The sequence below is a fragment of the Mycobacterium sp. 050272 genome (assembly GCF_039023525.1).
Classification (GTDB): domain Bacteria; phylum Actinomycetota; class Actinomycetes; order Mycobacteriales; family Mycobacteriaceae; genus Mycobacterium.
Genome location: NZ_JBCHKV010000001.1, coordinates 376,154 through 399,361, shown reverse-complemented (window position 1 = coordinate 399,361; position 23,208 = coordinate 376,154). Strand labels below are relative to the sequence as shown.

The window sequence follows — 23,208 nt, the reverse complement described above, 5'->3', positions numbered from 1 at the left end:
AGCAGAACAGGAGTCGAGCTGATGACTGTCTTCGCACGCCCGGGTTCGGCCGGGGCCCTGATGTCGTATGAATCGCGGTACGACAACTTCATCGGGGGTGAGTGGGTCGCCCCCGCTAAGGGCCTCTACTTCGAGAACCCGACGCCGGTGACCGGACAAACCTTTTGCGAAGTGGCGCGGTCCGACGAGGCCGACGTCGACAAGGCGCTCGATGCCGCACACGCGGCCGCCCCGGCATGGGGTAAGGCGTCACCGGCCGAGCGGGCCGCGGTGTTGAACAAGATCGCGGATCGCATTGAAGCGAACAGAGATTCGTTGGCAGTCGCCGAAGTCTGGGAGAACGGCAAGCCGATCCGCGAGACGCTGGCCGCCGACATCCCGCTGGCCGCCGATCATTTCCGATATTTCGCCGCCGCGATTCGCGCCCAGGAAGGCTCGCTGTCGCAGATCGACGAAGACACCGTTGCTTACCACTTCCACGAGCCGCTCGGCGTCGTCGGCCAGATCATCCCGTGGAACTTCCCGATCCTGATGGGCGCCTGGAAGCTGGCGCCGGCGCTGGCCGCCGGCAACACGGTGGTGCTCAAGCCCGCCGAGCAGACACCGGCGTCGATCCTCTACCTGATGTCGCTGATCGCCGATCTGATCCCGCCGGGTGTGGTCAACATCGTCAGCGGATTCGGCGTCGAGGCCGGCAAACCGCTGGCGTCCAGCGACCGCATCGCCAAGGTCTCGTTCACCGGGGAGACCACCACCGGCCGGCTGATCATGCAGTACGCATCGCAGAACCTGATCCCGGTCACCCTCGAGCTCGGCGGCAAGAGCCCGAACATCTTCTTCTCCGACGTGATGGCCGCCCACGACAATTTCCAGGACAAGGCTCTCGAGGGCTTCACGATGTTCGCCCTCAACCAGGGCGAGGTGTGCACCTGCCCGTCGCGCAGCCTGATCCAGTCCGACATTCACGACGAGTTCCTGGAGCTGGCCGCTATCCGGACCAAGGCGGTGCGCCAAGGCGACCCGCTGGACACCGAGACCATGATCGGTTCGCAGGCGTCCAACGATCAGCTGGAGAAGATCCTGTCCTACGTCGAGATCGGCAAGGGCGAGGGCGCCAAGATCATCACCGGCGGTGAGCGAGCCGAACTCGGCGGTGATCTGTCCGGCGGCTACTACATGCAGCCGACGATCTTCTCGGGCAACAACAAGATGCGGGTCTTCCAGGAGGAGATCTTCGGGCCGGTGGTGACGGTGACGTCGTTCGCCGATTTCGACGACGCGATGAGGATCGCCAACGACACCCTTTACGGCCTGGGTGCCGGCGTGTGGAGCCGCGACGGCAACACCGCCTATCGCGCCGGCCGCGAGATCAAGGCCGGCCGGGTGTGGGTCAACTGCTACCACATGTACCCGCCGCACTCGGCGTTCGGCGGCTACAAGCAATCCGGGTTCGGCCGCGAGACCCACCAGATGGCGCTCGACCACTACCAGCAGACCAAGAACCTGTTGGTGTCCTACGCCGACAAGGCGCAGGGCTTCTTCTGATGGGCGTGACGGCGGCCCCGGCAGCTGTCGTCATCACCGAGGCCGCCGCCGAACTGCTGGCTCGGCTGCAGGAGCGGCACGGGCCGGTGATGTTCCACCAGTCCGGCGGCTGCTGTGACGGGTCGTCACCGATGTGCTACCCGCGTGGCGACTTCCTCGTCGGCGACCGCGACGTGCTGCTCGGCGTCCTCGACGTGGGAGCCGACGGCGTCGCTGTGTGGATCTCGGGCCCGCAGTACGCGGCCTGGAAACACACCCAGCTGGTGATCGACGTCGTGCCCGGCCGCGGCGGCGGATTCAGCCTGGAGGCACCCGAGGGTGTGCGGTTTCTCAGTCGCGGCCGCGTCTTCACCGACCAGGAGAAAGCCCAGCTCGACGCCGTCCCGGTGATCACCGGCGCCGCGTATGAACGCGGCGAGCGGCCGTCGATTCGGGGCCCGGTGATTGACGAAGCCGTGCCGGAAACGTGCCCGCCTCGTAGTCCGTGACTCAGTACCCTCGATGAGGTGATACCGCTACCCCGGCCCTGGCTGCTGGCCAGCGCGATGCTGATCGGCACCGCGGTCGGGCTGCTGGCGGGGGTGGCGTTGACGGTGCTGGTCCATACCCCGGTGCGGCCCGACGTCGTCATCGCGCTGGTGGTCGGGCTGCCCGGTGTGATCGGGTTGCTGACGATCCTGTTCTCGGGACGTCGATGGGTCACGACGCTGGGCGCGTTCATTCTGGCCATCGGTCCCGGCTGGTTCGGGGTGCTGGTCGCCCTCGAGGTGACCTCCCGTGCCTGACAAAAAGGCCGAGCACGACCCCGCGACCAGTCCCGGGACGGCGCCGTTCGTCCCGGATTTCGAGGACACCGGCACGCAGGGATTCGTCCCGGATTTCGAGGACACCGGTGAGCATTCGGTGCCGTTCGTGCCGAACTTCGACGACACCGGCGTGCAGCTCATCCCCGTCGCCGCGAAGAAGCCGGCTCAATCCGAAGCCGTCGAAGCCCCCGTCGAGGCGCCCGCCGTTGCCTCCGAAGCCGAAGCCGATGCCGAGCCGACCGCTGCACCGGTGCAGTCCGTCACCGTCCCCGGCCGCTACCAGTACCTGAAGTGGTGGAAATTGGCGCTGGTGATCCTCGGCGTGTGGGCCGCGACGGCCGAGGTCGGACTGAGCCTGTTCTATTGGTGGTTCCACACCATCGACAAGACGCCGGCGGTCTTCATGGCGCTGGTCTACGTCGTCGCCTGCACCGTCGGCGGCGTGATGCTGGCGATGGTTCAGGGCCGGCCGATGATCGCGGCGCTGTCCATCGCGGTGATGTCCGGACCGTTTGCCTCCGTCGCCGCCGCGGCACCACTGTACGGCTATTACTACTGCGCACGAACGGGTCATTGTCTGATCGGCGTCATCCCGTATTGACGCAACAAGGGTAGGTCGAGTGGCCCACGGTGTCGTGCGGGAAGAAGTCCTCGCCCACTAGTGTGGGCTCGTGACTTCTCACTATGACGTCGTTGTCCTTGGAGCTGGTCCCGGCGGATATGTCGCAGCGATTCGCGCCGCGCAGCTCGGCCTGAACACCGCAATCGTCGAACCGAAGTACTGGGGTGGAGTCTGCCTCAACGTCGGCTGCATCCCGTCCAAGGCGCTGCTGCGCAACGCCGAACTCGCGCACATCTTCACCAAAGAAGCCAAGACCTTCGGCATCAGCGGCGAGGCGACCTTCGACTACGGGGTCGCGTTCGACCGCAGCCGCAAGGTGGCCGAGGGCCGCGTCGCCGGCGTGCACTTCCTGATGAAGAAGAACAAGATCACCGAGATCCACGGGTACGGCCGCTTCACCGACGCTCACACGCTGTCGGTCGACCTCAACGACGGTGGCAGCGAAACAGTCACGTTCGACAACGTCATTATCGCCACCGGGAGCAGCACCCGCCTGGTGCCGGGCACGTCGCTGTCGGAAAACGTGGTCACCTACGAAGAACTGATCCTGACGCGGGAGCTGCCGCAGTCGATCGTCATCGCCGGCGCCGGCGCCATCGGCATGGAGTTCGGCTACGTGCTGAAGAACTACGGCGTCGACGTCACCATCGTCGAGTTCTTGCCGCGCGCGCTGCCCAACGAGGACGCCGAAGTCTCCAAGGAGGTCGAGAAGCAGTTCAAGAAACTGGGCGTCAAGATCCTGACCGGAACGAAAGTCGAGTCCATCTCCGACGACGGGTCCGTGGTCCGCGTGGCGATCAGCAAGGACGGTAAGTCGGAGGAGCTCAAAGCCGAAAAGGTGTTGCAGGCCATCGGTTTCGCGCCCAACGTCGACGGCTATGGATTGGACAAGGCCGGGGTCGCGCTGACCGACCGCAAGGCCATCGGGATCACCGACTACATGCGCACCAACGTCGACCACATCTACGCGATCGGCGATGTCACCGGAAAGCTGATGCTGGCCCACGTTGCCGAGGCCATGGGCGTGGTGGCGGCCGAAACCATCGCCGGCGCAGAGACTTTGGCGCTCGGCGACTACCGGATGTTGCCGCGTGCGACGTTCTGCCAGCCGAACGTCGCCAGCTTCGGGCTGACCGAGGAGCAGGCCCGCGAGGAAGGCTACGACGTGGTGGTGGCCAAGTTCCCGTTCACCGCCAACGCCAAAGCGCATGGCGTGGGCGACCCTAGCGGTTTCGTCAAGCTGGTCGCCGACGCCAAGTACGGCGAATTGCTGGGCGGCCATCTGGTCGGCCACGATGTCTCCGAGCTGCTGCCCGAACTCACCCTGGCGCAGAAGTGGGACCTGACCGCCACCGAGCTGGCCCGCAACGTGCACACCCACCCGACCATGTCCGAGGCGCTGCAGGAGTGCTTCCACGGCCTGACCGGCCACATGATCAACTTCTGAGCGCCGATGATTCGTGGCGAGACCATTCTCGGTGCCCTGGCCGGTGCGGCGACCGGTTACGTGCTGTGGCTGGTTGCCATTTCGCTTGTCGGTGACAATGCGACGGCAGGCCACTGGGGTCCACTGGTGTTGCTGGGCTCGGTGCTGCTGGGAGTTTTCGCCGCGATCGGGGGCTTCGTGCTACGCCGGCGCCGCAAGTACCTGTGGGCAGCGTTCGCCTTCGACTTGCCAATACTGCCGGTGATTTTGACGCTGGCTGTGCTGGCCGACGTCTACGCCTGAGGCACTATCTCGGGTTGTCCAACTCGATGTTCAACGCGGATATCGTCGCGGCCAGCCCATCGTATTGCGTTGCGAGCAAGCAGAATTCGATGAGCCGATGTCGGTCGAGGTGCATCGCGAGTTGTCGCCAGGTCTCCTCGCTGATGGACCGGTTTTTGATCAGCTCATCCGTCGCGTTCAGCAGCGCCTGTTGCCGCGCACTCAGTATCACCCGGGGACCGTCGCCGTCCGGGGCGTCGGGCCACGCGAAGATCGTCTCCTGCAGGTGAGCGTCCAGACCGAATCGGCGTGCCATCTTGCGATGGTGCTGCAGCTCGTATTCGCTTGAACGCAAATGCGCGACGCGCAGGATCACCAATTCGGTGTCCACCCGCGGCAATCGGCCGCGCAGCAGTCGGCCGCCGTAGAGCGACCACGCCCAGAACAACCCCTGGCGCTGACCGAGGGTGGTGAACAGATGCATCTCGGGTGCCTGCAATTTACGCGCGGCGCCTTTGGCTAGCAGCCAGTTGATCGGACCCAGCCGGCGAAACTTGGTGGACGACGGGATGCGGGCGACGCGGCCGGTCTGCGTGCCGCTCATGACTGTTTCACCAGGTACGGCGACACCGTGCTGCGGTGCTCGTCGAGGTCGAGGGCGCGGCCCAAAGCGGGGAAGGCTCGCTGTGGACAGTTATCGCGTTCGCAGACACGGCAACCCGCGCCGATGGGTGTGGCAACGTCTCCGGACAAGTCCAGTCCTTCCGAGTAGACGAGCCGGTGCGCGTGCCGCAGCTCGCAGCCCAGCCCGATCGCGAAGGTTTTACCTGGCTGACCATACCGGGCAGCGCGGCGCTCCACGGTGCGGGCCACCCACATGTAGTTGCGTCCGTCGGGCATCTGGGCGATCTGCACCAGGATCTTGCCCGGGTTGGCAAACGTCTCGTAGACGTTCCACAGCGGGCAGGTGCCGCCGCTGGACGAGAAGTGAAAACCGGTGGCGGACTGGCGCTTCGACATGTTGCCGGCGCGATCCACCCGGACGAACGAGAACGGCACTCCCCGCATGGAAGGCCGTTGCATCGTGGAGAGCCGGTGCGCGATGGTCTCGTAGCTCACCGAGTAAAACGCCGACAGGCGCTCGACGTCGTAGCGGAAATTCTCGGTGATGTCGTGGAATTGGCGATAGGGCAGCACCGCGGCGGCGGCGAAGTAATTGGCCAGCCCCAGCCGGGCCAGCGTGTGCGACTCGTCGCTGGTGAATTTGCCCTCGGCGACCATGCTGTCGATCAGGTCGCCGAATTCGAGGTAGGCCAGCTCGGCCGCCATCTTGAAGACCTGCTGGCCCAGCGACAGGTGATTGCTCATCTCCAGCGTTTTGGTCTTGGGCTCGTAGCGGTGCAGGACCGTGTCGCCCAGGTCGATGCGCCTGTTGATGTGGACGCCGTGCACCTCGGTGAGTCGCCGGGTCAATTCGCGGGCCAGGTCGCCGTGGTTCAGCCGGGTGTGGACCGTCAGGTCTTCGGCGGCGGTGTCCAGCTCGTGCAGGTAGTTCTGCCGTTGATAGAAGTAGTCGCGCACCTCCTCGTGCGGCATCGTGATCGATCCGCTGCCGCTGCCGTCGGAGTAGCGCTCCTCGGTGGCGGCGGCCAGCTGGGCGGTGGTGAGCCGGTAGCGCCGATGCAGGTTGACCACCGCGCGGGCCAGCGTCGGGTGGGCGTTGACCATCTCGGCGACCTCGGGCGCGTCGACGTTGATGTCCAGATCGCGATCCATGGTCACCTCGCGCAACTCGGCGACCAGGCGGGTGTCGTCCTGGGACGCGAAGAAGGTCGCGTCCACGCCGAACACCTCGGTGATCCGCAGCAGCACGGCCACCGTGAGTGGACGAACGTCGTGCTCGATCTGGTTGAGGTAGCTCGGCGAGATCTCGAGCAATTGGGCCAGCGCGGCCTGGGAGAACCCGCGTTCGTTGCGCAGCTGGCGAACGCGCGACCCAACAAACGTTTTGGACATTTTGCCAGCTTACCCAGGCTGCGAAGAATGGGTTTGCAGACTTGGCAATCGTGAATCGGCGTCGTCAGGTTTGGCGTTTGTCCGCGGTCGTTGGCATGATTCGCCTCGGGGTCTCGGGTAAAACCCCGGGATTCCGCACGTAAGGCAATTGGGGAGCGAAGTCGTGAGCCTGGACAAATCAATGATGCCGGTGCCCGACGGTCACCCAGACGTGTTCGACCGGGAGTGGCCGCTGCGGGTCGGGGACATCGACCGCACCGGACGGCTGCGGTTGGACGCCGCCTGCCGGCACATTCAGGACATCGGCCAGGACCAGCTGCGCGAGATGGGATTTGAGGAGACCCATCCTCTGTGGATCGTCCGGCGCACGATGCTCGACCTGCTTCGGCCGATCGAGTTTCAGGACATGCTGCGCTGCCGGCGCTGGTGTTCGGGCACCTCTAACCGGTGGTGCGAGATGCGGGTCCGGGTGGACGGACGCAAGGGCGGCCTAATCGAATCCGAGGCCTTCTGGATCAACATCAACCGGGAAACCCAGATGCCGTCGCGCATCTCCGACGACTTCCTCGAGGGACTGCACAAGACCACTTCCGTCGACCGGTTGCGGTGGAAGGGCTACCTGAAGCCGGGCAGCCGCGACGACGCGGCCGAGATCCATGAGTTCCCGATCCGGGTCACCGACATCGATCTGTTCGACCACGTGAACAACTCGGTCTACTGGAGCGTCATCGAGGACTACCTGGCGTCGCACGTGGACTTGATGCGGGAGCCGCTGCGCATCACGATCGAGCACGAGGCGCCGGTGGCGCTGGGCGACAAGTTGGAGATCATCTCGCACATTCATCCGGCCGGATCGACCGAGCAGTTCGGAGCCGGACTTGCCGACCGCCCTGTTAGAACGCTCACATATGCGGTCGGAGACGAGACGAAAGCGGTCGCTTCGCTCTTCAATCTCTAACCGGACAAGCGTCCTGGTAAATCGCTGGCTGACCTGCGGATACCGGTTACTGGCGGGTAGCTTCTGTAACGGTTCAGTTGCCGTACATCTTTGCAAACTTTGCAAAATGGGCGCGTAGTCGTGGCCAAAATTGGCAATGAAATTGGGTGGACCAGCATCAACAGCCTGTGCCATGGTCGTGTTAGCACACGAGCGAAGTTGAGCCTTAATCATCGCAAGACACGCGGTCCGGCTCAGAATTCAGAATCAAAGGAGTAAGCCCAATGTCTGTTGTTGGCACCCCGAAGAGCGCCGAGCAGATCCAGCACGACTGGGACACCAACCCCCGTTGGAAGGACACCAGCCGCACCTACACCGCTGAGGACGTCGTGGCCCTGCAGGGCAGCGTCGTCGAGGAACACACCCTGGCCCGCCGCGGCGCCGAGGTGCTCTGGGAGCAGCTGCACGACCTGGAGTACATCAACGCTCTGGGCGCCCTGACCGGCAACATGGCCGTGCAGCAGGTGCGCGCCGGCCTGAAGGCCATCTACCTGTCCGGTTGGCAGGTCGCCGGTGACGCGAACCTGTCCGGCCACACCTACCCCGACCAGAGCCTGTACCCGGCCAACTCCGTGCCGCAGGTCATCCGTCGCATCAACAACGCGCTGCTGCGTGCCGACGAGATCGCCAAGGTTGAAGGCGACCGGTCGGTGGAGAACTGGCTGGCGCCGATCGTCGCCGACGGCGAGGCCGGTTTCGGTGGCGCTCTCAACGTGTACGAGCTCCAGAAGGCGATGATCGCCGCAGGCGTCGCGGGGTCGCACTGGGAAGATCAGCTGGCGTCGGAGAAGAAGTGCGGCCACCTCGGTGGCAAGGTGCTGATCCCGACTCAGCAGCACATCCGCACCCTGACCTCGGCGCGTCTGGCCGCCGACGTCGCCGGTGTGCCGACGGTCGTGATCGCCCGTACCGACGCCGAGGCGGCCACCCTGATCACCTCCGACGTCGACGAGCGCGACCAGCCGTTCATCACCGGTGAGCGGACCAAGGAAGGCTTCTACCGCGTCAAGAACGGCCTGGAGCCGTGCATCGCGCGGGCCAAGGCCTACGCGCCGTACTCGGACCTGATCTGGATGGAGACCGGGACCCCGGACCTCGAGCTCGCGGCCAAGTTCGCCGAGGGTGTCAAGTCCGAGTTCCCCGACCAGATGCTGGCCTACAACTGCTCGCCTTCCTTCAACTGGAAGAAGCACCTAGACGATTCCACCATCGCGAAGTTCCAAAAAGAGCTTGGCGCAATGGGCTTCAAGTTCCAGTTCATCACGCTGGCCGGCTTCCACGCACTGAACTACTCGATGTTCGATCTGGCCTACGGCTACGCCCGCAACCAGATGAGCGCCTACGTCGAGCTGCAGGAGCGCGAGTTCGCCGCCGAGGAGCGCGGCTACACCGCGACCAAGCACCAGCGCGAGGTCGGTGCCGGTTACTTCGACCGCATCGCCACCACGGTGGACCCGACGTCGTCGACCACCGCGCTGACCGGCTCGACCGAAGAGGGTCAGTTTCACTGAGTCTGAGCGGGCGTAAGTCCGCGAGGAGGAAGTGAAATCGACAGGTGAAGTCACTGAGTCTGAGCGGGCGTAAGTCCGCGAGGAGGAAGTGAAACCGACAGGTGAAGTCACTGATCTCGGCCTAACCAGGGCTGAAGTAGCATAGGCCCCGCCCGGCGATCCTGGGCGGGGCCTATTGCGGTCTAAGACCATACGACTGGAGAAACGCAGTGAGCGACAGAGGAATTCAGCGGGTTGGGGTTGTCGGGGCCGGCCAGATGGGGTCAGGAATCGCCGAGGTCTCGGTCCGCGCCGGCGTCGCGGTCACGGTGTACGAGACCACCGAGGCGTTGATCACCGCGGGCCGAAACCGCATCGTGAAATCGCTAGAGCGTGGCGTCAGCGCCGGCAAGGTGACCGAGCGCGAACGTGACCGCGCTCTGAGCCAGCTCACCTTCACCACCGACCTGTCGGACCTCGCCGACCGTCAGCTGGTCATCGAGGCGATCATTGAGGACGACGCCGTCAAGGCCGAGGTTTTCGCGAAACTCGACGAGGTGATCACCGATCCCGACGCGGTGCTCGCGTCGAACACCTCAAGCATTCCGATCATGAAGATCGCGGCCGCCACCAAGAACCCCCAGCGGGTGCTCGGCCTGCACTTCTTCAATCCGGTGCCGGTGCTGCCGCTCGTCGAATTGGTCAGCACCCTGGTCACCGACGAAGCCGCCGCCGCGCGCACCGAGGAGTTCGCGAGCTCGGTGCTGGGCAAGCAGGTGGTGCGCTGTTCGGATCGGTCCGGCTTCGTGGTGAACGCTCTGTTGGTGCCCTACCTGCTGTCGGCCGTCCGGATGGTCGAGGCGGGATTCGCCACCGTCGAGGATGTGGACAAGGCCGTCGTCGCCGGCCTGTCGCACCCGATGGGTCCGCTGCGGCTGTCGGATCTTGTCGGATTGGACACACTCAAACTGATCGCCGACAAGATGTTCGAAGAATTCAAGGAGCCCCACTACGGCCCGCCGCCACTGCTGCTCCGCATGGTCGAGGCGGGCATGTTGGGCAAAAAATCGGGTCAGGGTTTCTACACGTACTGAGCCGAAAAGCGAAGTCGTTGTGCTGACTTTCGCACCGCCGTTGTCAGGGCCATAAGCCAGCGTCAGGTATCATTTCCGCGATCACCAACGCGAGAGGTATCTATCCCCCATGACGCAGCTCCGGCCGTATTACGAAGAGTCGCAGTCCATCTACGACGTGTCGGATGAGTTTTTCGCCTTGTTCCTTGACCCGACGATGGGTTATACCTGCGCTTACTTCGAGCGTGACGACATGACGCTGGAAGAAGCACAGAACGCGAAGTTCGATCTGGCGCTGGGCAAGCTGAACCTCGAGCCCGGGATGACCTTGCTCGACATCGGCTGCGGCTGGGGCGGAGCGCTGCAACGCGCCGTCGAGAAGTTCGACGTCAACGTCATCGGAATCACGCTCAGCCGCAACCAGTTCGAGTACAGCAAGAAGCGGATGGCCAAGATCCCCACCGACCGCACCGTCGAGATTCGGTTGCAGGGCTGGGAAGAATTCGAGGACCGGGTCGACCGGATCGTCACGATCGGCGCGTTCGAAGCCTTCAAGTCGGAGCGTTATCCCGCGTTCTTCGACCGTGCCTACAACATTCTGCCCGACGACGGCCGGATGTTGCTTCACACAATTCTGGCTTACACGCAGAAGCAGATGCACGAAAACGGCGTCAAATTGACGATGAACGACATCCGATTCATGAAGTTCATCGGCGAGGTGATTTTTCCGGGCGGCCAGCTGCCGGCGGTGGAGGACCTGCTGAAGCTCGCACCTGATGCCGGATTCTCGGTCGAACAGGTGCAATTGCTGCAGCCGCATTACGCCCGGACGCTGAACATGTGGGCCGCCAACCTCGAGGCCAACAAGGACAAGGCGATCGAGATCCAGTCCGAAGAGATCTACGACCGGTATATGCATTATTTGACGGGCTGTGAGAACTTCTTCCGCAAGGGCATCTGCAACGTAGGGCAATTCACCTGCGTGAAGTAGAGACCGACGGGAGAAGCGGGCCGGACCATTTGTCCGGCCCGCTTTTCGTTTACTTCTCCAGCGTGAACTGGTCGACGTCGGTGTAGCCCTGACGGAACAGCTTGGCGCAGCCGGTCAGGTACTTCATATAGCGGTCGTAGACCTTCTGCGACTGGATCTCGATCGCCGTGTCCTTATTGGCTTCCAGCGCGGCCGCCCACAGGTCGAGCGTGCGCGCGTAGTGCAGCTGCAGGGACTGGGTCCGGGTGAGTCTAAAGCCGGCATCGGCCGCGTGCTCTTCCACCAACGCCGGCGTCGGCAGCCAGCCGCCGGGGAAAATCTCGGCCAGGATGAACTGCGTGAAGTGAACGACCTCGTGAGTCAGCGGCAGGCCTTTGGCCCTGGCTTCCTTGAACGCGGGGCGCACGATGGTGTGCAGCATCATCACGCCGTCGGCCGGCAGCACCGAGTAGGCCATCTCGAAAAAGCGGGCCCAGCGGGCGCGGCCGAAGTGCTCGAAAGCGCCGATCGAGACGATCCGGTCGACCGGCTCGTCGAACTTCTCCCAGCCCTCCAGCAGTACTCGCCGGGTGCGCGTGGTGTCGAGCTGGTCGAACGACTTCTGAACGTGCTCGGCCTGGTTCTCCGACAAGGTCAGGCCCACGACGTTGACGTCGTATTTTTCGATGGCGCGCCGCAGCGTGGCGCCCCAGCCGCAGCCGATGTCTAACAATGTCATTCCCGGCTCGAGGCCCAACTTGGACAGTGACAGGTCGATTTTGGCGAGCTGCGCCTCTTGCAGCGTCATGTCGTCACGCTCGAAGTACGCGCAGCTGTAGGTCTGGGACGGGTCCAGAAAGAGGCGGAAGAAGTCGTCAGACAGGTCGTAGTGCGCCTGCACGTTCCCGAAATGCGGCGTGAGCTGTACGGCCATAACGAAAGAAGCCTTTCTGTATCCCAGGAGGCGGGGACGAACTGGGGAATGCCCATCGGCCTCCGGTGCATGCCCTCTGCATGCTAGCGGGTTCGGTCGGCGCAGTTCATGCGCGCGGCCGTCACATAGGGTCACACGAGACACCCGCAATTCACAAACGAGTCGCACGCCAGAGGCGGTTTAGGGCTCCCGCGGTGGCGCGATCGGCGACGGATGCGGCTCCTCGCGGAACTTCTCCAGCGATCCGCCGACTTCCACAATTCCGCACAGGGCGTTCCAGCTGAGCATGGTCAAGTAGTCGATGAGTTCGTCTCGTGTCATCCGCGGATTCGACATCCACGAGTGTGTGGCCAACTGCACACCGCCGACGATCAGGTACGACCACGGTTCCGCGCCGCCGGTGTCGATCCCGGCCTGCAGCATGCGCCGGCGCATCAGCACCGCGATCATGCGCGCGATGATCCGCTCGGAGTCGGCGATCACTTTGCTCTTGCTGGCCGAGCTGTTGGCCATCACGAACCGGTAGGGCTCGGGTTCGTTCGCCACGGTGTCCACGTAGACGCGGATGACCTCGCGGGTCAGGTCCAGGCCATCGAGATTGGATGTCAGCGCGGCGGCCATGTTCGGAATCAGCGTGGTCTGCGCGAAGCGCATCATCACCGCGGTCGTGAGGTCGTTCTTGTCGACGAAGTAGCGATACAGAACCGTCTTGGAAACCCCGATCTCGGCAGCGATCTCGTCCATGCTGAGGTAGCGGCCGTGTCGGCGGATCGCGTCGATCGTGCCGTCAACCAGCTCGTTACGCCGTTCCACCTTGTGCTGGTGCCAGCGCCGCTTACGACCGTCCGTCTTCACGATCACAGCCGGGATTTGCTCTGTCACTGTCGACGATTCCCATTCACTAGACGTTCTCGATACTACGGCGTGGGGGCCTGTTTGGCGGACGGGACGCCCGGTGTGAGGGGCTCCAGCGGCGGTGTCCCAACACGAACTCGCCGCAGCGATACATGATGGTGGGGTGTCACATAGAGCCGAGGGATCGCATCCGGTCGCATCACGGCCGGAGCCGACCACGCCCACGGCCGCGGCGGGCCGGATTCGTACGTCCTTCGCGGAGTCGTTTGCCGGCGCCGATCCCGAGGCGGACGCGCAGCGCCGGGTGGCGCTTCGCCGGATGAAATTGGTGGCACTGAGCTTCCTGGTCGGTGCCACGGTGGTGTTCCTGGCCTGCCGATGGGCCCAGGCGCACGGCGGCGCGGGCGCCTGGGTCGGTTACGTCGGCGCGGCCGCCGAGGCCGGCATGGTAGGTGCGCTCGCGGACTGGTTTGCGGTGACCGCGTTGTTCAAACACCCGTTGGGCATCCCGATCCCGCACACCGCGATCATCAAGCGGAAGAAGGACCAGCTCGGCGAGGGCCTGGGCACCTTTGTGCGAGAAAACTTCCTGTCGCCCGAGGTGGTCGAAACCAAGCTGCTCGACGCCGAGGTGCCGGGCCGGCTCGGTAAGTGGCTCTCGGAGCGGGCGCATGCCGAGCGGGTAGCCAGCGAGGCCGCGACCGTGCTCCGTGTTCTCGTCGAGTTGCTGCGCGACGAAGACGTCCAGCAGGTGATCGACCGGATGATCGTGCGGCGAATCGCCGAACCGCAGTGGGGGCCGCCGGTGGGCCGGGTGCTGGCGACGCTGCTCGCCGAAAACCGGCAGGAAGCCCTGATCCAATTGCTCGCGGACCGGGCCTTTCAGTGGTCGCTCAATGCGGGCGAGATCATCCAGCGAGTGGTCGAGCGTGATTCGCCGACCTGGTCGCCGCGGTTCATCGACCATCTGGTCGGCGATCGCATCCACCGCGAGCTGATGGACTTCACCGACAAAGTGCGACGCAATCCGGACCACGAGTTGCGCCGCTCGGCGACCCGCTTCCTGTTCGAATTCGCCGACGATCTGCAAAACGACCCGGACACCATCGCGCGCGCCGACGCGATCAAAGATCAGCTGATGGCACGCGACGAAATCGCCAACGCGGCCGCTACGGCGTGGAAGACGCTGAAGCGGCTGGTACTCGAGGGCGTCGACGATCCCTCCAGCGCGTTGCGCACCCGTATCGCGGACAGCGTCGTGCGTATCGGGGAGTCGCTGCGCGACGACGCCGAGCTGCGCGACAAGGTCGATGGCTGGATCGTGCGGGCGGCTCAGCATCTGGTCTCGCAGTACGGGGTCGAGATCACCGCGATCATCACCGACACGATCGAACGCTGGGATGCCGAGGAGGCCAGCCGGCGCATCGAGCTGCACGTGGGCCGTGACCTGCAGTTCATCCGGATCAATGGCACTGTGGTCGGATCGCTGGCCGGGCTGGTGATCTACACCATCGCGCAGCTGTTTTTCTAGGGGTGCTAACTACTGCTTGCAAATGCAAGCACATGTCCGTACGCTCGTTGCTGTCAAGGTCAGCCATCGGACCGTAGGAGCACGCAATGCCACCGGAGGAGACGCTCTCCGCCAAGGTGTCGACGGCGGCCTCCGACATCGGCAGCTTCATCAGAAGCCAGCGTGAACTCGCGCAGGTTTCGGTACGACAACTTGCCGAGCTGGCCGGTGTCAGCAATCCCTATCTGAGCCAGGTTGAGCGCGGACTGCGCAAACCTTCTGCCGACGTGCTGAGTCAGATCGCGAAAGCGCTGCGGGTTTCCGCCGAGGTCCTCTACGTGCGGGCCGGGATCCTGGAGCCGAGCGACAAGAGCCAAGTGCGTGACGCGGTCATCACCGACACGGCGATCACCGAGCGTCAGAAGCAGATTCTGCTCGAGATCTATACCTCATTTGCCCAGCAAAACGAATCGATCCATGAGGAGTGTTCGCCCGAATCCGACAACCACGAGTGAGGTAGCCCGCCCCGGGCCGGCTCAGCTGCGACAAACGCCTGAGCACGAGTTGGTGACGTATAGCCCAACGGCCGCTGGGTTACCCAGAAGGGAAGGATGCACCGATTCCCACTGATTACGCGGCGCGACGCTGCGCCCTATCCCACTCGATCGTCAACCCGACCCGACCAACCAGGAGGTTTTTCGGCAAGTCGCGTGCCAGGTCAATCCGCGGGTCTTGACCACTCCACGCACCAGGAGCCGACGCTTGCCTCGACTTCCCTACCAAACACTTCAACCCTGAGAACGACAACGAACCATGAAAGGAAACACCATGGCTGAAAACACGAACATCGAAGAATTGCGGGCGCCGTTGCTGGCGGCCCTGGGCGCAGCAGACCTGGCCCTGGCCACCGTGAACGAGCTCATCGGCAGCCTGCGTGACCGCGCCGAGGACACCCGCACCGACACCCGCAGCCGGGTCGAGGAGAGCCGCGCTCGCATCGCCAAGCTGCAGGAAGACCTGCCCGAACAGTTCACCGAGCTGCGCGAGCGCTTCACCCCGGAGGAACTGCGTAAGGCCGCCGAGGGCTACCTGGACGCCGCGACCAACCGCTACAACGAGCTGGTCGAGCGCGGCGAGGCCGCGCTGCAGCGGCTGCGCAGCCAGCGGCCGTTCGAGGAGACCCAGGCGCGCGCCGAGGGCTACGTCGACCAGGCCGTCGAGCTGACCCAGGAAGCGCTGGGCACCGTGGCCAACCAGACCCGCGCGGTCGGCGAGCGGGCCGCGAAGCTGGTCGGCATCGAGCTGCCCAAGAAGGCGGAGTCGGCGACCAAGGCAGTGGCGAAGAAGGCCCCGGCCAAGAAGGCTCCGGCCAAGAAGGCGCCGGCCAAGAAGGCTCCGGCCAAGAAGGCTCCCGCCAAGAAGGTCACCCAGAAGTAGTTTCGGATACCGAGTTGCCCTTCGGGGCAACTCGGATTCGACGTTTACGACGCGGCCCGCATACCCTTGAGTCGTGAATCATGCTGTGGGTACCGTCATGTTGGTCTTGCAGATCGGCGTCCTGGTGATGTCGGTGTACGCATTCATTCATGCGGCGATGCAGCGACCCGACGCCTACACCGCTGCGGACAAGCTGACCAAGCCGGTGTGGCTGGTGATCCTAGGCCTGGCCGTCGCGTTGACATCGATCCTGAGCTTCGTTTTCGGCGTGCTCGGCATGGCGATCTCCGCGTGCGCGGCGGGTGTCTATCTGGTCGACGTGCGGCCCAAACTTCTCGAAATTCAGGGCAAGTCGCGCTGACGCGATGAAGGCCGTGCTGGCTGCGCTGGTCGCGCTGCTGGTCTGGGTGCCGGTCGGGCCCGTTCGGGGCATCGCGTGGGCCGATCCCGGCACCGGCGCGGTCAACCCCGCCCCTCCGTTTGTCGATCACACCGGGTGGACGCAGTGGGGGCGGCTGGCCAGCTTGCGGGTGTTTCCGACGCCATCGGGGCGGCTGGCCTCCCGCCAACCCAACAACCCGAGTGCGGCCGACGAGGCCTGGGCCGAGGTGTTGGCGATGGCCCCGAACGCTGACACCCCCGGCATGTATGCCCAATTCATCTGCCATTGGCAATTCGCCGAAATGGCGCAACCCGGCAAGACGAGCTGGAATCTCGAACCATGGCGGCCCGTCGTCGACGACGCCGAGATGGTCGCGTCCGGCTGCAATCCCGGCGGCCCGGAGGAACCCAACTGATGATGCGTCGAGAACAGCTCGCGGCACTCGTCGACCACACGCTGCTCAAACCCGAGGCCACCGGTGCCGACGTGGTCGCGCTGCTGGCCGAAGCCGCGGACCTGGCCGTCTACGCGGTGTGCGTATCACCGTCGATGGTTCCGGTAGCCGCTGCGGCCGGCGGAGTCCGGGTCGCGACGGTGGCCGGCTTTCCGTCCGGCAAGCACGTCTCGGCGATCAAGGCGCAGGAGGCCGCCCGGGCGGTGGCATCCGGGGCGAGTGAAGTCGACATGGTCATCGACATCGGCGCCGCGCTGGCCGGCGAGTTGGACGCGGTGCGCTCCGACATCGCCGCGGTGCGCGCGGCCATACCCGGCGCCGTTCTCAAGGTGATCGTGGAATCGGCTGTGCTGCTCGATGATTCGGACGGGCGCACGCTGACCAACGTGTGCCGGGCAGCCGAAGAGGCCGGCGCGGACTTCGTCAAGACCTCGACCGGGTTTCACCCCGCGGGCGGGGCGTCGGTGCGGGCCGTCGCGCTGATGGCCGAGGCCGTCGGCGGTCGCCTGGGGGTCAAGGCCAGCGGCGGCATTCGCACCGCTGCCGACGCGGTCGCCATGGTGGAGGCCGGGGCGACCCGGCTCGGCCTATCCGGGACGCGGGCCGTTCTCGACGGGCTGGGCTGACGCCGGCGCCTAGCGGCGGCCCTGCAGCGTGCGGCAACGCCCAGCCGGGCAAGCCCTAGATGTTGGCGAAACAGGAATCGTTGTTTTCACCAGCCGGAATCGAGGCGTTCTGGGTCGAGAAATGGCTCGTCACGCCGGTCGGCGTCACTTGCACGCTGTCCGCGTGAATACCCAGCGGGTAGTCGGCGGTCAGCTTCGCGGTGTACGCATCGAGGGTGGACTGGACGCTTTCGCGAGGCAGCGTAAAGCCCAGCGCGTTGAAGCTCTGGATCTGCAGCTGAATTCCCTTGCCGGACACCACGGGCTTGGTCGTGATGTTGTCCAGCATCCCCTTCAGTTCGATGGTGCCGTCGGCGGGATGGGTGGTCACGCTGTTGGTGACAAACGGGCCCAGCACCGGGACCGCGTTCTGCACCGAATCCTTGATGCCGTCACTGGTCCAGGTGATGGTCGCGTCCAGCGATCCGATGGTGCCCTTGGACGACGACGTCCGGTCCAGCTTGACGTCTTTGATGACGATGTCGATCTTCATGCCCTTGGCATCGCGGATCTGGTTGCCGGCCGTCGACACCGAGATGTTGGTGAAGTGCTGCGTCGCGAGCTGCCACAGCAGCAGCGGCGCGACTCCGAACGACGCCGTGGCCTGGTCCTGGACCTCGCAGGCCACCGCCTCGGCGACCTTGGTGTCGGCCACGTGGCGGGCGTACAGCTCGCCGCCGATCAGCCCCGCGAGCAGCAGCGACACCACGATGACGCAGATCAGAACAATGGACAGCGGGTCGCGGAATCTCTTCTTCTTCGCTGGCGGTTCGGGCTGCTCGCTGGGCCGGCTAACCCGCTCGGTGGGGCTCAGGGGTGGCAGCGGCGGCGGCGCGTAGCTGGCCTGCTGGGTGTCCGCGCCGGCGGGATAGTGCGGTTCGGTCGGGGCGGAGGTCGGGCCGAACGGACCGTGATCCTCGCTGGAAGCCGCCGTTGACGGGCCCTCGTGCGGTGGTCCTTGCGGGTTCGTCACCCAACCGATTCTGCCCTATCGCTACGAGCAAAGTCGGACTGGTTGCGCAGCACCGCGATGCTTTCGCGAGCCTTCGCGACCAAGGCGGTGTCAATGTCGGCGAGCACCAGTTGTGGGTCGGGACCTGCTGAGGCGACCACCTCGCCCAGCGGCGAGGCCACCAGGCTGCCGCCGACGCCCATCGGCGCGCCCGCGGGAGACCCCGAGCCCACCAGTGTGTCAGCGGGATCGGCTTGGCCGGCCGCGGCGACGTAGCTCATCGAGTCCAGCGCGCGGGCGCGGGCCAGCAAGGTCCACTGCGCGAGCTTTCCCGGACCCGAACCCCAGGACGCGCAGACCGCGATGAGCTGGGCGCCGCGCCGGGCCAGTTCGGTGTAGAGCTCGGGGAAGCGGATGTCGTAGCAAACGGTCAACCCCACCCCGACGCCGTCGACGGTGATCACCACCGGTTCCCGGCCCGCCGCGACGGTGCGTGACTCGGTAAAGCCGAACGCGTCGTAGAGATGAATCTTGTCGTAGTGGGCGTCCGGCTGATTCGGTGTGCCGGGCCCGGCCGCGATCAGCGTGTTCGTCACGCGTCCGTCGCCGGCCGGGGTGAACATGCCGGCGATTACCGTGACGGCGGACTCGGAGGCGATCTGCCGGACCCCGTCGGCCCACGGTCCGTCGAGGGGCTCGGCGATCGGTGCCAGCGGGACGCCGAACCGGCACATGGTCGCTTCGGGAAACACCACCAGCGTCGCGCCGGCGTCGGCGGCCCGGGCGGTGTAGTCGCGCACCTGTTGCAGATTGGCCGCCGGATCGCTGCCACTGAGCATTTGCGCCAACGCGATTCGCATGGCCGCCAGCTTAGAAGCGAATCACGCGTTGTTGGTGATCCATTCGGTGGTGAAGCGCTGCTCCCTGCTCACCAGATCGGCCAGATGCGTGCCGATGATGTTCTCCACCTTGCCGCCGATCAGCGGAATCCGGACGTGGATGCTGACCCGGAACGTCAAGCGGGCGCCGCCGCGGTCAATCGGCGACAGCTCGGCGGTGCCCAGGACGTTCACCGGGGTGTCCACGATCGAGCCCTTGATGGACGCCGTGGCGATGCCGTCGGTGACGGGCCCCCACGTCTCTTCGCGTCTGAAGAACAGGTCGCCCCGGTGCAGCTGGGTGACCATCGCGGGCAGGTTATGGCTGTGCACTTCCTGCAGCGTCACCACTTCGATGGTGCCGTCGTCGCCGGATTCCCCTCCGAAGCGGATCGACTCCAACCGCGCCTTGTCGACCGGAATGTCGGCCAGCCTGGCCCGCCAGTAGTCGGGCTCGGCGAACACCCGGTGCAGGTCTTCGACGCTGTCCTGATAGTCGGCGGACAAGTCGAATGAGCGGGGCATAGCAGGTCAGGCTACCGTTACGGGCCGTGACCGGATCGCTCTTCGCTGGCGCGCGCGTCGCTGAGGCGGTGCCGCTGGCGCCGCTGACCACGTTGCGCGTCGGACCGGTCGCACAACGCCTGATCACCTGCACCCGCAGCGAACAGGTTGTCGCCGTGCTGGCCGAGTTGGACGGCGCATGTGACGGGCCGGTGCTGGTGTTCTCCGGCGGCTCCAATCTGGTGATCGCCGACGACCTGACCGACCTGACCGCCGTGCACGTGGCCACCCGCGGGATCACCGTGGACGGCCACCTGCTGCGCGCCGAGGCCGGGGCGGTGTGGGACGACGTGGTCGTCGCGGCGATCGAGCACGGGCTGGGCGGCCTCGAGTGCCTGTCCGGCATACCGGGATCGGCGGGAGCCACGCCGGTGCAGAACGTCGGGGCCTACGGCGCGGAGGTGTCCGACACCATCACCCGGGTGCGGGTGCTGGATCGCGGCAGCGGTGCGGTGTGTTGGATACCCGGCGACGAGCTGGCCTTCGGCTATCGCACCAGCAGGTTCAAGCGGCCCGGTCAGCAGGCGCCCGGCGTGGTGCTGGAAGTGGAGTTCGCACTGGACGGTTCCGGCCGCAGCGCGCCGTTGCGCTACGGCGAGCTCACCGCGGCGTTGAATGCGGCCAGCGGTGAGCGTGCGGACCCGCGCGCGGTGCGCGAGGCGGTGCTGGCCCTGCGTGCGCGCAAGGGCATGGTGCTCGACGCGGCCGACCACGACACCTGGAGCGTGGGTTCGTTCTTCACCAACCCGGTCGTCGCGCCGCAGGTTTACGAGTCGCTGGCCGGGCGTACCGACGGGCCGGTGCCCAACTACCCGGCGCCCGACGGCGTCAAGCTGGCCGCCGCGTGGCTGGTGGAGCATGCGGGCTTCGGCAAGGGTTATCCCGACGACCCGGCCGCGCCCTGCCGGTTGTCCACCAAGCACGCGCTTGCTCTGACCAATCGGGGCCACGCCACCACGGCGGATGTGATCACCCTGGCGCGAACCATCCGCGACGGGGTCCGTGACGTGTTTGGCATCACACTGGAACCCGAACCGGTGCTGCTCGGCTGCCGCCTTTAGCTGTGGATTCGGTGTGTCTGTAGGCTTTCGCGACTCGTCGTGGCGCAAGCGGTGTCGGTACTGCCGGTATCTTTTATTGTCGTGAGCACATCCCCCGAACAGCCGCCGATTAATCGGCGGCTGGCGTTGGCAGCCCTTGGGCTGGGTGTGTTCGCGCCGAGCGTGCTGGCCGCCTGCAGCGGCCCCACGGCCAAGCAAGCGCAGAAGAACAAGGAGCAGTCGGCGCCGAGTCTGAAATACCAGCCCGCCCTGGACAACCAGGGGGCCGCTGCCGATGTGGTTCCCATCGCGCCGGTCAGCGTCACGGTCAGCGACGGCTGGTTCCAGAAGGTGGCGTTGACGAATTCGGCCGGCAAGGTCGTTGCCGGAGCGTTCAACTCCGACCGCACCGTCTACACGACCACCGAGCCGTTGGGTTATGACACCAGCTATAGCTGGACCGGCTCGGTCGTCGGCCACGACGGCAAGACCGTTCCCGTGACGGGCAAATTAACCACCGTCGCGCCCACCAAGAAGATTGACGGCGGATTCCAGTTGGCCGACGGCCAGACGGTCGGCGTCGCCGCGCCGATCATCATCCAGTTCGACGCGCCGATCAGCGACAAGGCTGCCGTCGAACGGGCGCTGACCATCACCACCAACCCGCCCGTCGAGGGCAGCTGGGCCTGGCTGCCTGACGAGCAGCAGGGCGCGCGCATCCACTACCGGCCGCGCGAGTACTACCCGGCGGGCACCACCGTCAGCGTCGACGCCAAGTTCTACGGCCTGCCGTTCGGCGACGGCGCCTACGGCCTGCAGGACATGTCGTTGAAGATTCAGATCGGCCGCAAGCAGGTCGTCAAGGCCGAGGTGTCGTCGCACCGCATCCAGGTCGTCACCGACGCGGGCGTGATCATGGACTTCCCGTGCAGCTACGGCGAGGCCGACAAGGCGCGCAACGTCACCCGCAACGGCATCCACGTGGTGACCGAGAAGTACGCGGACTTCTACATGTCCAACCCCGCGGCCGGCTACAGCCACGTGCACGAACGCTGGGCGGTGCGGATCTCCAACAACGGCGAGTTCATTCACGCCAACCCGATGAGCGCTGGCGCACAAGGCAACACGAACGTCACCAACGGCTGCATCAACCTGTCGACCGAGGACGCCGCGGAGTACTACCCGACCGCGATGTACGGCGACCCGGTCGAGGTGACCGGCAGCTCGATCCAGTTGTCCTACTCCGACGGCGACATCTGGGACTGGGCCGTCGATTGGGACACCTGGGTGGCCATGTCGGCCCTACCGCCTCCCAATGCGCACCCGCCGGCCAGTCAGATCCCCGTCACCGCGCCGGTCACGCCGTCGACGGCGCCGAGTCTGTCGGGGACGCCGACCACCACGACCACGACGACTACGTCCTCGCCTGGCCCCGGCGGTTAAACCGCATCGCATTGGCCTGATCGCGTGGCTTGAGCACGATCAGGTCCAGGTCGACGTGGGACGGCCGTGACGCCACGAACCCGATCACCTCGGCCACGTCGGTCGCCGTCAGCGGTGTGATGCCGGCATAAACTGCGTCCGCGCGTTCCTGATCGCCGTCGAATCGGACCAGCGAAAACTCGGTTTCCACTGCGCCCGGGGCGATTTCGGTGAGGCGCACCGGCTTGCCCAGCAGTTCGCCGCGCAGCGTGCGGTGCACCGCGCCTTGAGCGTGCTTGGCCGCGGTGTAGCCGGCGCCGCCGTCGTACACCTCGAGTGCGGCCACCGAGGTGACGGTGACGATCAGGCCGTCGCCGGAGTCGATCAGCTTGGGCAGCAGTGCGCGGGTGACCCGCAGCGTGCCAAGCACGTTGGTCTCCCACATCCAGCGCCAGTGCTCGAGGTCGGCGTCGGCGACGGGCGCCAACCCGCGTGCGCCGCCGGCGTTGTTGACCAATACATCGACCCGGCCCAGTTTGCTGGCGAGCGCCTCCACCGCGGCGTCGTCTGTGACGTCAGCCACAATTGCGGTGCCGGCTATCTCTTCCGCGAGGGCAGTAATCCGGTCCGCGCGCCGAGCCACAGCGACGACGTGAAACCCAAGGGCGGCAAGGGTTTTGGCTGTTGCTTCGCCGATCCCGGAACTGGCACCGGTCACTACCGCGACCCGTTGATGCAGGTTATTTGAACTCACTGAGCCAACTCTAATAAACGTGCTAAATTCCTGAGGTGCACCACAGCGCCCTGTTCAACAACACTGCCGCGTGTCTTTGCGCGGCATGTGCGTGTTGTTGCCGCGCACTTTGCCGCGCCTGAACCCAAAACAGG

Annotated in this window: 26 protein-coding genes; 18 read left to right on the top strand and 8 right to left on the bottom strand. The window is 65.4% G+C overall.

From position 1 onward, the window contains the following. The first annotated feature begins 21 nt into the window (after window positions 1–21). The 6 genes from AAHS21_RS01985 (at window position 22) to AAHS21_RS01960 (ending at window position 4,702) form a co-directional block, all read left to right on the top strand. Window positions 22–1,545, top strand: coding sequence for an aldehyde dehydrogenase family protein (locus AAHS21_RS01985; RefSeq protein ID WP_342926035.1), 1,524 nt, complete (start codon window positions 22–24; stop codon window positions 1,543–1,545). Beyond that, the gene (locus AAHS21_RS01980; RefSeq protein ID WP_342926034.1) at window positions 1,545–2,033 is read left to right on the top strand and encodes a DUF779 domain-containing protein; all 489 of its coding nucleotides are present in this window, start codon (window positions 1,545–1,547) and stop codon (window positions 2,031–2,033) included. Before AAHS21_RS01985 ends, AAHS21_RS01980 begins: the two co-directional genes overlap by 1 nt. 18 nt (window positions 2,034–2,051) lie before the next feature. Continuing rightward, window positions 2,052–2,330 carry a putative holin gene (locus tag AAHS21_RS01975; protein ID WP_342926033.1) on the top strand — a complete coding sequence of 93 codons (279 nt, stop codon included), beginning with the start codon at window positions 2,052–2,054 and terminating at the stop codon, window positions 2,328–2,330. Continuing rightward, a complete protein-coding gene (locus tag AAHS21_RS01970) occupies window positions 2,323–2,952 on the top strand; it encodes a hypothetical protein (RefSeq protein WP_342926032.1) in 630 nt (209 codons plus the stop codon). The genes AAHS21_RS01975 and AAHS21_RS01970 overlap by 8 nt, the downstream gene beginning before the upstream one ends. Window positions 2,953–3,022: 70 nt before the next feature. Next, window positions 3,023–4,420: a dihydrolipoyl dehydrogenase gene (lpdA, locus tag AAHS21_RS01965; RefSeq protein ID WP_342926031.1), complete on the top strand. Its 1,398-nt coding sequence runs from the start codon at window positions 3,023–3,025 to the stop codon at window positions 4,418–4,420. A 6-nt stretch (window positions 4,421–4,426) separates the two neighbouring features. Next, window positions 4,427–4,702 carry a hypothetical protein gene (locus tag AAHS21_RS01960; RefSeq protein ID WP_342926030.1) on the top strand — a complete coding sequence of 92 codons (276 nt, stop codon included), beginning with the start codon at window positions 4,427–4,429 and terminating at the stop codon, window positions 4,700–4,702. A 4-nt stretch (window positions 4,703–4,706) separates the two neighbouring features. On the opposite strand, the gene AAHS21_RS01955 is transcribed toward AAHS21_RS01960, so the two are convergent. After that, window positions 4,707–5,285, bottom strand: a complete 579-nt coding sequence (locus AAHS21_RS01955; protein WP_342926029.1) for a carboxymuconolactone decarboxylase family protein — start codon at window positions 5,283–5,285, stop codon at window positions 4,707–4,709. After that, on the bottom strand, window positions 5,282–6,697 hold the full coding sequence (ramB, locus tag AAHS21_RS01950) for an acetate metabolism transcriptional regulator RamB (RefSeq protein ID WP_342926028.1): 1,416 nt from the start codon (window positions 6,695–6,697) through the stop codon (window positions 5,282–5,284). The genes AAHS21_RS01955 and ramB overlap by 4 nt, the downstream gene beginning before the upstream one ends. Before the next feature lie 163 nt (window positions 6,698–6,860). On the opposite strand from ramB, the gene AAHS21_RS01945 reads away from it, so the two are divergent. From AAHS21_RS01945 to AAHS21_RS01930, 4 genes are all read left to right on the top strand, one after another. Then, window positions 6,861–7,655 carry an acyl-[acyl-carrier-protein] thioesterase gene (locus AAHS21_RS01945; RefSeq protein ID WP_342926027.1) on the top strand — a complete coding sequence of 265 codons (795 nt, stop codon included), beginning with the start codon at window positions 6,861–6,863 and terminating at the stop codon, window positions 7,653–7,655. 263 nt (window positions 7,656–7,918) lie between these two features. Next, window positions 7,919–9,205 carry an isocitrate lyase gene (aceA, locus tag AAHS21_RS01940; RefSeq protein ID WP_342926026.1) on the top strand — a complete coding sequence of 429 codons (1,287 nt, stop codon included), beginning with the start codon at window positions 7,919–7,921 and terminating at the stop codon, window positions 9,203–9,205. 209 nt (window positions 9,206–9,414) lie between these two features. Next, the gene (locus AAHS21_RS01935) at window positions 9,415–10,278 is read left to right on the top strand and encodes a 3-hydroxybutyryl-CoA dehydrogenase (RefSeq protein WP_342926025.1); all 864 of its coding nucleotides are present in this window, start codon (window positions 9,415–9,417) and stop codon (window positions 10,276–10,278) included. A gap of 109 nt (window positions 10,279–10,387) precedes the next feature. After that, on the top strand, window positions 10,388–11,248 hold the full coding sequence (locus tag AAHS21_RS01930) for a cyclopropane mycolic acid synthase family methyltransferase (RefSeq protein WP_342926024.1): 861 nt from the start codon (window positions 10,388–10,390) through the stop codon (window positions 11,246–11,248). 49 nt (window positions 11,249–11,297) lie between these two features. Here AAHS21_RS01930 and pcaA read toward each other — a convergent pair whose 3' ends face one another. Together pcaA and AAHS21_RS01920 are read right to left on the bottom strand one after the other, a co-directional pair. Further along, the gene (gene pcaA, locus AAHS21_RS01925; protein WP_342926023.1) at window positions 11,298–12,161 is read right to left on the bottom strand and encodes a cyclopropane mycolic acid synthase PcaA; all 864 of its coding nucleotides are present in this window, start codon (window positions 12,159–12,161) and stop codon (window positions 11,298–11,300) included. A gap of 180 nt (window positions 12,162–12,341) precedes the next feature. Next, window positions 12,342–13,043, bottom strand: coding sequence for a TetR/AcrR family transcriptional regulator (locus AAHS21_RS01920; protein ID WP_342926022.1), 702 nt, complete (start codon window positions 13,041–13,043; stop codon window positions 12,342–12,344). Between the two features lie 214 nt (window positions 13,044–13,257). Here AAHS21_RS01920 and AAHS21_RS01915 point away from each other — a divergent pair, with 214 nt between their 5' ends. From AAHS21_RS01915 to deoC, 6 genes are all read left to right on the top strand, one after another. Beyond that, window positions 13,258–14,547 (top strand): DUF445 domain-containing protein, encoded by a 1,290-nt coding sequence (locus tag AAHS21_RS01915; RefSeq protein ID WP_342926540.1) that lies wholly within the window; start codon window positions 13,258–13,260, stop codon window positions 14,545–14,547. Window positions 14,548–14,633: 86 nt separating this feature from the next. After that, window positions 14,634–15,041, top strand: a complete 408-nt coding sequence (locus tag AAHS21_RS01910; RefSeq protein WP_342926021.1) for a helix-turn-helix transcriptional regulator — start codon at window positions 14,634–14,636, stop codon at window positions 15,039–15,041. Between the two features lie 313 nt (window positions 15,042–15,354). Beyond that, the gene (locus tag AAHS21_RS01905) at window positions 15,355–15,963 is read left to right on the top strand and encodes a heparin-binding hemagglutinin (RefSeq protein ID WP_096290847.1); all 609 of its coding nucleotides are present in this window, start codon (window positions 15,355–15,357) and stop codon (window positions 15,961–15,963) included. 73 nt (window positions 15,964–16,036) lie between these two features. Next, a complete protein-coding gene (locus tag AAHS21_RS01900) occupies window positions 16,037–16,324 on the top strand; it encodes a DUF2516 family protein (protein WP_207768449.1) in 288 nt (95 codons plus the stop codon). Window positions 16,325–16,328: 4 nt separating this feature from the next. Beyond that, complete coding sequence (locus AAHS21_RS01895; RefSeq protein WP_342926020.1) at window positions 16,329–16,760, top strand: DUF2599 domain-containing protein; 432 nt, start codon at window positions 16,329–16,331, stop codon at window positions 16,758–16,760. Next, window positions 16,760–17,425 carry a deoxyribose-phosphate aldolase gene (gene deoC / locus AAHS21_RS01890; protein ID WP_342926019.1) on the top strand — a complete coding sequence of 222 codons (666 nt, stop codon included), beginning with the start codon at window positions 16,760–16,762 and terminating at the stop codon, window positions 17,423–17,425. The genes AAHS21_RS01895 and deoC overlap by 1 nt, the downstream gene beginning before the upstream one ends. 55 nt (window positions 17,426–17,480) lie before the next feature. On the opposite strand, the gene AAHS21_RS01885 is transcribed toward deoC, so the two are convergent. The 3 genes from AAHS21_RS01885 to AAHS21_RS01875 are packed head-to-tail and all read right to left on the bottom strand — an operon-like array spanning window position 17,481 to window position 19,819. After that, window positions 17,481–18,437 (bottom strand): DUF2993 domain-containing protein, encoded by a 957-nt coding sequence (locus AAHS21_RS01885; protein ID WP_342926018.1) that lies wholly within the window; start codon window positions 18,435–18,437, stop codon window positions 17,481–17,483. After that, window positions 18,434–19,276, bottom strand: coding sequence for a carbon-nitrogen hydrolase family protein (locus AAHS21_RS01880; RefSeq protein ID WP_342926017.1), 843 nt, complete (start codon window positions 19,274–19,276; stop codon window positions 18,434–18,436). The genes AAHS21_RS01885 and AAHS21_RS01880 overlap by 4 nt, the downstream gene beginning before the upstream one ends. A 21-nt stretch (window positions 19,277–19,297) precedes the next feature. Then, window positions 19,298–19,819, bottom strand: a complete 522-nt coding sequence (locus AAHS21_RS01875) for a DUF2505 domain-containing protein (protein WP_342926016.1) — start codon at window positions 19,817–19,819, stop codon at window positions 19,298–19,300. A gap of 26 nt (window positions 19,820–19,845) precedes the next feature. On the opposite strand from AAHS21_RS01875, the gene AAHS21_RS01870 reads away from it, so the two are divergent. Further along, window positions 19,846–20,919 (top strand): UDP-N-acetylmuramate dehydrogenase, encoded by a 1,074-nt coding sequence (locus tag AAHS21_RS01870; protein WP_342926015.1) that lies wholly within the window; start codon window positions 19,846–19,848, stop codon window positions 20,917–20,919. 51 nt (window positions 20,920–20,970) lie between these two features. Then, window positions 20,971–22,341, top strand: coding sequence for an Ig-like domain-containing protein (locus tag AAHS21_RS01865; RefSeq protein WP_342926539.1), 1,371 nt, complete (start codon window positions 20,971–20,973; stop codon window positions 22,339–22,341). Here the strand turns inward: AAHS21_RS01865 and AAHS21_RS01860 are convergent. Then, window positions 22,313–23,074, bottom strand: a complete 762-nt coding sequence (locus AAHS21_RS01860; RefSeq protein WP_342926014.1) for an SDR family oxidoreductase — start codon at window positions 23,072–23,074, stop codon at window positions 22,313–22,315. The two genes, AAHS21_RS01865 and AAHS21_RS01860, sit on opposite strands and share 29 nt — an antisense overlap. Between the last annotated feature and the right edge of the window lie 134 nt (window positions 23,075–23,208).

Excerpts from the sequence above, each read along its gene's own strand:
- AAHS21_RS01985 (WP_342926035.1), top strand. The coding sequence starts at position 22 with ATGACTGTCTTCGCACGCCCGGGTTCGGCCGGGGCCCTGATGTCGTAT.
- AAHS21_RS01980 (WP_342926034.1), top strand. The coding sequence starts at position 1,545 with ATGGGCGTGACGGCGGCCCCGGCAGCTGTCGTCATCACCGAGGCCGCC.
- AAHS21_RS01960 (WP_342926030.1), top strand. The coding sequence starts at position 4,427 with ATGATTCGTGGCGAGACCATTCTCGGTGCCCTGGCCGGTGCGGCGACC.
- AAHS21_RS01955 (WP_342926029.1), bottom strand. The coding sequence starts at position 5,285 with ATGAGCGGCACGCAGACCGGCCGCGTCGCCCGCATCCCGTCGTCCACC.
- ramB (WP_342926028.1), bottom strand. The coding sequence starts at position 6,697 with ATGTCCAAAACGTTTGTTGGGTCGCGCGTTCGCCAGCTGCGCAACGAA.
- aceA (WP_342926026.1), top strand. The coding sequence starts at position 7,919 with ATGTCTGTTGTTGGCACCCCGAAGAGCGCCGAGCAGATCCAGCACGAC.
- AAHS21_RS01930 (WP_342926024.1), top strand. The coding sequence starts at position 10,388 with ATGACGCAGCTCCGGCCGTATTACGAAGAGTCGCAGTCCATCTACGAC.
- pcaA (WP_342926023.1), bottom strand. The coding sequence starts at position 12,161 with ATGGCCGTACAGCTCACGCCGCATTTCGGGAACGTGCAGGCGCACTAC.
- AAHS21_RS01910 (WP_342926021.1), top strand. The coding sequence starts at position 14,634 with ATGCCACCGGAGGAGACGCTCTCCGCCAAGGTGTCGACGGCGGCCTCC.
- AAHS21_RS01905 (WP_096290847.1), top strand. The coding sequence starts at position 15,355 with ATGGCTGAAAACACGAACATCGAAGAATTGCGGGCGCCGTTGCTGGCG.
- AAHS21_RS01895 (WP_342926020.1), top strand. The coding sequence starts at position 16,329 with ATGAAGGCCGTGCTGGCTGCGCTGGTCGCGCTGCTGGTCTGGGTGCCG.
- deoC (WP_342926019.1), top strand. The coding sequence starts at position 16,760 with ATGATGCGTCGAGAACAGCTCGCGGCACTCGTCGACCACACGCTGCTC.
- AAHS21_RS01880 (WP_342926017.1), bottom strand. The coding sequence starts at position 19,276 with ATGCGAATCGCGTTGGCGCAAATGCTCAGTGGCAGCGATCCGGCGGCC.
- AAHS21_RS01875 (WP_342926016.1), bottom strand. The coding sequence starts at position 19,819 with ATGCCCCGCTCATTCGACTTGTCCGCCGACTATCAGGACAGCGTCGAA.